This window comes from Oceanicola sp. S124 (assembly GCF_000220565.1).
GTDB lineage: Bacteria > Pseudomonadota > Alphaproteobacteria > Rhodobacterales > Rhodobacteraceae > Pseudooceanicola.
Genome location: NZ_AFPM01000027.1, coordinates 1 through 6,309 on the forward strand (window position 1 = coordinate 1; position 6,309 = coordinate 6,309).

Genomic DNA, 6,309 nt, shown 5'->3' on the forward strand with positions numbered 1-6,309 from the left:
CTCGGCGATGTACAACCACTATGCCCATGGCGAGCTGCGCGCCGAGGGCACCTCGATCACCGAGGGCATCGGGCAGGGCGGATCACCGCCAACCTCGACGGTTTCACGCCGGATTTCGCCTATCAGATCCCCGACAGTGAGTCCCTGCCGCTGGTCTTTGACCTGCTGGCCGAAGAGGGGCTGTGCCTTGGCGGGTCCTCGGGCGTCAACATTGCCGGTGCGATCCGTCTTGCGAAGGAGATGGGCCCCGGTCATACGATCGTGACTGTTCTTTGCGACTACGGGAACCGATATCAGTCGAAACTGTTCAACCCCGAGTTTCTGCGCGGCAAGGGCCTTCCCACGCCGCCCTGGCTGACCGAGGCACCGCGGTCGATCCCCGGTGTCTTCTCTGACGAGGACTAAGACCAAGATGCAGGCAGCACGACCCTTCCTTTCCGCCGAGAAGTCCGACGAAAAGGGGGGCGCGCTGATCCGCATGGCCCTCGCCATGCTGGTGGCGGTCCTGTTCGGCCTCGCCGTGCTGGCCGCCCAGCCGGTGCAGGCGCAGGGAGAGGGCGGCGGCTCCGTCCTCAGCCAGCAGGATATCACCGCTTGGGAAACCGTCGCCGAACGGGCCGAGGCCGCGATCGAGAGCGACCGTGCCTCGGACACCGCCTTCGAGAGCCTGCGCGCCGAGCTTGTCGCCTGGCGCAGCCGCTTCGAAGAAGCCCGCTCGGCCAATTCTGCCGCGATCTCTGCCGTCGAGGCGCAGATCGAGACCCTCGGCGCCGTGCCCGAGAGCGGAGAAGAGCCCAAGGCCGTTGCCGATCAGCGCGCCGAGCTGGAAGACCGTCTGGCCGGGCTTCAGCAACCCGTTCGCCGCGCCGAGATCGCCTATAGCCGCGCCGATGCGCTGATCCGCTCGATCGATACCAACCTGCGGGCCCGCCAGGCCGAGGCCCTGATGGAACTGGGGCCCTCGCCGCTGGATCCGACGAAATGGCCCGGCGCCCTGGAGGACCTGAGCGTCTTCGTCATGGGCATCGGTCATGACATCGCCGACAACTGGGCCAGCGAAACCAAGCGCGACGTCGTGCGCCAGAACCTTCCGGTGATCATCTTCCTTGTGCTGCTGGCGCTGGTGCTGGTGGCGCGGGGCAGGGGCTGGATCGAGCGCCTGGCCATCCGCCTGCTGGACCAGGACCGCTCTGCGGCGCGCTGGCTGGTCTCGTTCATCGTGTCCCTGGGGCAGATCCTGCTGCCGGTGCTGGGCCTGCTGCTGCTGACGACGGCGGCGATCACCAGCGGCTTGCTCGGGCCGCGCGGCGAGGCCCTGGTGGGCACCCTGCCGACCGCTGGTTTCCTGATCTTCGCCACTCGCTGGCTGGGCGATTTCGTCTTCCCGGTTGCCGAACGCAGCGGCCTGATGCTGTCGCTGAGCCCGGCGCAGCGCCGCGAGGGCCGGGTCTATGCCATGGTGCTGGGGCTCCTGCTGGGCCTCTATGCGCTGATGCGCCAAGCCATCACGCTGGACGACTGGAACGCGGCCACCGTCAATGTGCTGATGTTCCCGCTGCTGGTCGTGCTGGGCCTCTTCCAGCTGCGGATTTCCCGCTTCCTGATCCTGCACGGCCGCGAGAAGGCCGAAGAGACCGATGGCGGCAAGAGTTTCCTTCAGCAGCTCGTGCTCTTCCTCGGCCAGACGGTGGCGCTGCTGGCCGTCGTCGGGCCCGCGCTGGCGGCGATCGGCTATTTCCAGGCCGGGACGGCACTGGTGCTCAAGATGTTCTATTCGCTCGAGCTGCTGGCGCTGCTACTGATCCTCCAGAAGATGATCGTCGAGATCTACGTGGTCATCTCGGGGGACCGCCAGCGGGCCAGCGATGCGCTGCTGCCGGTGATCCTCGGCTTTGCCCTGAACCTGGCGGCGCTGCCGTTGCTGGCGCTGATCTGGGGCGCGCGCCAGACCGACCTCTCGGAACTCTGGTCGCGCTTCCGGGCCGGTTTCTCGGTCGGAGACACCCATATCTCTCCGACCGACTTCATGGTCTTCGTTCTGGTCTTCGTGCTGGGCTACGGGCTGACCCGGCTGGTGCAGGGCGCCATGCGCACGACGGTGCTGCCCAAGACCCGGCTGGACATCGGTGGCCAGAAGGCCGTCGTTTCCGGGTTGGGCTATGTCGGCATCTTCCTCGCCGGTCTGATTGCCATCACCACGGCGGGCATCGACCTCAGCTCGCTTGCGATCGTTGCCGGTGCGCTTTCGGTCGGGGTCGGCTTCGGCCTTCAGACCATCGTGTCGAACTTCGTTTCGGGGATCATCCTGCTGATCGAACGCCCCATTTCCGAAGGCGACTGGATCGAGGTCGGCGGCGAGATGGGCTTTGTGCGCTCGATCTCCGTCCGCTCGACCCGGATCGAGACCTTCGACCGGACGGATGTGATCGTGCCCAATGCCGACCTGATTTCCGGCAAGGTGACAAACTGGACCCGCGGCAACCTGATCGGCCGCCTGATCGTCCCTGTCGGCGTGGCCTATGGCACTGACACCCGCCGGGTCGAGAAGATCCTGCGCGAGATCGCCGAAGAGCAGCCGCTGGTGCTGCTGAACCCGCCGCCGGGCGTGGTTTTCACCGCCTTCGGCGCAGATTCGCTGAATTTCGAGATCCGCGCCATCCTGCGCGACGTGACCCAGATCCTCGCGGTGCAGACCGAGATCCTGCACCGGATCGCCGAGCGCTTCCAGAAAGAGGGGATCGAGATTCCCTTCGCGCAGCGCGACATCTGGTTGCGCAATCCCGAGGCCCTGCTGGCGCAGGGCGGTGCCGCCGGCGCCCCCGTCGCCAGCCAGACCGTGCCGGAAACCACCACGCGGAAAGGGGCTGACGCGACGACGGGCAAGGGCCCGGCGAGCTCTCCGGCGCCGACGCATCTGCGCCAGGAGGACCTGCATGAGGGTGGTGATGGCGAGGCGGGGGAGGGCGATGGCGCAGAGCGCTGAGCCCCGCGCCGGGGGCAGGACGGAGCGACCGGAAAAACCTTCTCTTTTTTCCGTTCAGCCTCTTGCAAACCCCCGGCGTTCGCGGCTAAAGACGCCTCCACGGAGAGGTGGCCGAGTGGTCGAAGGCGCACGCCTGGAAAGTGTGTAGGCGGGAAACCGTCTCCAGGGTTCGAATCCCTGTCTCTCCGCCATTCCCCCCCCCCAGTGGCACTCTTGCACGAGGCATGTCCAAGACGTGTCGGTCGCATCTGCAGTCAGGGTCTCAGGGCCTCGGAATAATCCGGCTTCCGGGATCACATGACTGGGCCCGAGAGAGGGCACATCCGGATCGGCGCATTCCTTTCCACCAGTCAATGGCGTCCCGTGACTGTCTCAGGGCCACTTGGTGCCGGAGCCATGGCAGAGGTCCAGCCGATCTGGCGCGATCAGTCTTCCGGGCAAGGGGTTGCCCCGTCAGAAGATCTTGCTTCCCCTGTGCCTCGGGGCCGCGCTGCCTGAGGTGGACATGAAACCTGGGGACCGGTGACCGGACCTTTGGCGGGTGCATGCGCATGCCAGGCTTCCGCTCTTCGCCCGATGCGCCTCTGCCCGCTTCGCGGTCCCCGCGAAACATGCAAGGGAGGGGCGGGGTGCCCGCGCGAGGGGACGGGCGGGGGCGGCAGGTGCCATCACCCGGTCTCCTCTCCGGGCGGCAAGAGGCCTTTTCCCCGCTGGGGCTGATCATCGGGCGCGTCGCGTTGCCGCCACCTGCTGCGGCGCCCGCCATCCGGGTCCTCGTTCTCGGCGAGCAGGCGGCGGATGACTTGGGCGCGGATCGGCTTGGCGATCACATCGTCAAGCCCGCTGGCCATCAGCTGCTCCGAGACCTCTTCGCCGACATGGGCGGTCAACGCGATGATCCGGCTGTCGCGGTTGGGTCCGGATCCGGCGCGGATGGCTGCGGCGGCCTCGATCCCGTCCATGACCGGCATCGAGACATCCATCAGGATGCAGTCGAAAACCCGCTTCCCGGCGGCCGCGACACCGGCGGCGCCATCGGGTGCCTCGGTGACGCTGTGGCCATCGCGTTCCAGCATCCGACGGGCGACGAACCGGTTGGTGGCATTGTCCTCGACCAGAAGGATGTGCTGTGAACGCAGGCTTCGCGGCATGTCTTCAGGGGGTGGGGGCCTGGCGTCGGGGGCGGCTGAGGCGGGCAGGGGCAGGGAGAGGGTGAAGACGCTGCCCTTACCCGGCGCGCTTGCCACCTCGATGTCGCCGCCCATGGCACGGGTCAGCTGGCGCGCGATGCCAAGGCCCAGCCCGGTGCCCGGGATCTGGTGCTGCAAGGCGCCGTCAAGGCGCACGAAATCGTCGAAGATCCGCGCCGCCTCGGCCTCGGACATGCCAAGTCCGGTATCGCGGATCAGCATGTCGATGCGCGCGCCGTCGCGGCGCAACTCGATGCTGACGGACCCCTGACGGGTGAATTTCACCGCATTCGACACGAGGTTCAGCAGCACCTGGCGCAGCCGCGTCCCGTCACCATCAACCCAGCCGGCCTCGGGCAGCCCAATGCGGAACAGGCGGTTCTGCTGGGCCCGGGCGCGGGGCATTTCGCTGGCCAGGATGTCCGAGACCAGGCGGTCGAGGTCGAAGGGCGCGCGCCTGATCGGGATGTCGCCCCCTTCGATCTGGGTGATGTCCAGCACGTCGTTGACCAGCTGCAAAAGCGTCTGGGCCGAGGTGCGAATGACATCAAGGAACCCCGGAACCTCGTGGGGATCCTCGTTCTCGGCCAGCAGATCGATCGTGCCGAGGATCCCGTTCAGGGGCGTCCGCATCTCGTGGCTGATCACCCCGAGAAAGCGCGCCTTGGCCCGCTCCGCCGCCAACGCCTTGTCGCGCGAGGCCGTCAGCTCGGCCTCGGCGGCAACCTGGTGCGAGATGTCGCGGATCATGCAGACCAGCATCGGCTTGCCTTCGCTGTCCGTCGTATCCATCGACAGTTCAAGCGGGAATCGCTTGCCATGACGGTTGCGCCCGAGCAGCCGGAACCCTGTTCGCATCCCACGCCCACAGGCTTCGAACAGGCTGCGCCCGGTCGCGGGACGGGTGCCCGCATCAGTGTCATGACGCAGGAAGCGACCGACCGGCAGCCCGTCCAGCCGCTGCCCCGAGACGCCGAACATCTTGCGCGCGGCGCGGTTCGTATCACGGATCACCCCCTGGCCGTCCAGCATCAGGATCGCGTCGCGAGAGGTCGAGAAGATGGTTTCAAGGCGGGCCGAGGCGATCTGCTTCTGCGCCAGACGCCTCTGAGAAACCCGCGCCAGGGAGCGGAACAGGATGACCATCGCGGTCAGGGCGGCCAGCAGCACCAGGCTGGCGGCTGCAAGTCCTTGCAGCACCGCAAGAACCTCGAACCGGGCCGAGTCGGATTCGGCGACCAGAGAAAGATTGGCATGGGAAAGCATCCGCCGCAGGTCGGGTCGCCAGGCCTCCAGTCGCAGGTTCAACTCGGGCAGGCGCTGGACAAGCTGGAGGTCCGGCGCGTCGATGATCTGTGCAAGGGCGTACAGGTCGGCCCGGATCTCGTCAAAAGCCCCATGGAGGGTGTCCTCGCGCAGCGCCCGATTGTAGAGCGTCGAGGCCGCGAGGGTGTCAACGCGCGAATAGAGGATGTCGTAGCGTCTTCGGATCTCGGACAGGGTCTTGTCCAGATCGACCTGCGCGAGGCTCTGCGGCAGCCCGTTCTCGGCACCTTTCAGGAGGGATTCACCGGATGGCAGTCCGGAAGCGACCAGGCGCCCCTCGGCCGTGGCGGACAGCAGCTTCAGGTACTCGACTTCGAACTGCGCCAATGTCCATTGCACATTGTCCTGCGGTGACGATGCCAGCTCATCAAGCTTCTGTCGTACCTCGGTAAGCAGGAAGACAATTACGACCAAACACAGGGCCGAGATGGTGCCGAGAACCGCCAGACGGATGACCCCGGCGTCGAGGCTGGTGCCCGTGGCGCCCGGGATGGTCGACTGTTCGCTGCGCCTTGTCCCCCTCGTGCTGATCGCCATATGACGCCTCGCGTTTCCCTCCCACAGATACTGCTGGCACCCGTCGGGCGGCCGCGGTTGCCCTTCAAAGCCGTTCCCAGGCGGGGGCTATTTCAATGCGATGCGATCCAGCTGCCAGATGGAGTTGGAATAGATCACCTCGGATCGGAAGTCCGGTGCGGAATCATAGGGATAGACCAGCCAGAGTGGCCCCTTGCTGCGCAGCGTCATGGGCGTTCCGTTGCGCGCATAGGCCAGGATTGCACCGTCGGGCCGGAAGCTGTCGGCGGGGAT

2 protein-coding genes, 1 tRNA gene and 2 pseudogenes are annotated in these 6,309 nt (G+C 66.6%); 3 read left to right on the forward strand and 2 right to left on the reverse strand.

The window, feature by feature from the left end; all coding sequences use genetic code 11:
* The 3 genes and pseudogenes from OS124_RS23480 to OS124_RS0102465 form a co-directional block, all read left to right on the forward strand.
* A pseudogene (locus tag OS124_RS23480) lies at positions 1-405 on the forward strand (cysteine synthase A); the annotation flags it as partial.
* Positions 406-412: 7 nt separating this feature from the next.
* On the forward strand, positions 413-2,983 hold the full coding sequence (locus OS124_RS0102460; protein ID WP_010137722.1) for a DUF3772 domain-containing protein: 2,571 nt from the start codon (positions 413-415) through the stop codon (positions 2,981-2,983).
* Positions 2,984-3,084: 101 nt separating this feature from the next.
* A tRNA-Ser gene (locus OS124_RS0102465) sits at positions 3,085-3,174 on the forward strand.
* A gap of 477 nt (positions 3,175-3,651) precedes the next feature.
* Here the strand turns inward: OS124_RS0102465 and OS124_RS0102470 are convergent.
* Positions 3,652-6,036 (reverse strand): hybrid sensor histidine kinase/response regulator, encoded by a 2,385-nt coding sequence (locus OS124_RS0102470; RefSeq protein WP_010137723.1) that lies wholly within the window; start codon positions 6,034-6,036, stop codon positions 3,652-3,654.
* 87 nt (positions 6,037-6,123) lie between these two features.
* Positions 6,124-6,309: pseudogene (locus OS124_RS27235) on the reverse strand (oxidoreductase); the annotation flags it as partial.

Bases quoted from the DNA above. Each gene is read 5' to 3' on its own strand.
- OS124_RS0102470 (WP_010137723.1), bottom strand. From the start codon at position 6,036: ATGGCGATCAGCACGAGGGGGACAAGGCGCAGCGAACAGTCGACCATC.
- OS124_RS0102460 (WP_010137722.1), top strand. From the start codon at position 413: ATGCAGGCAGCACGACCCTTCCTTTCCGCCGAGAAGTCCGACGAAAAG.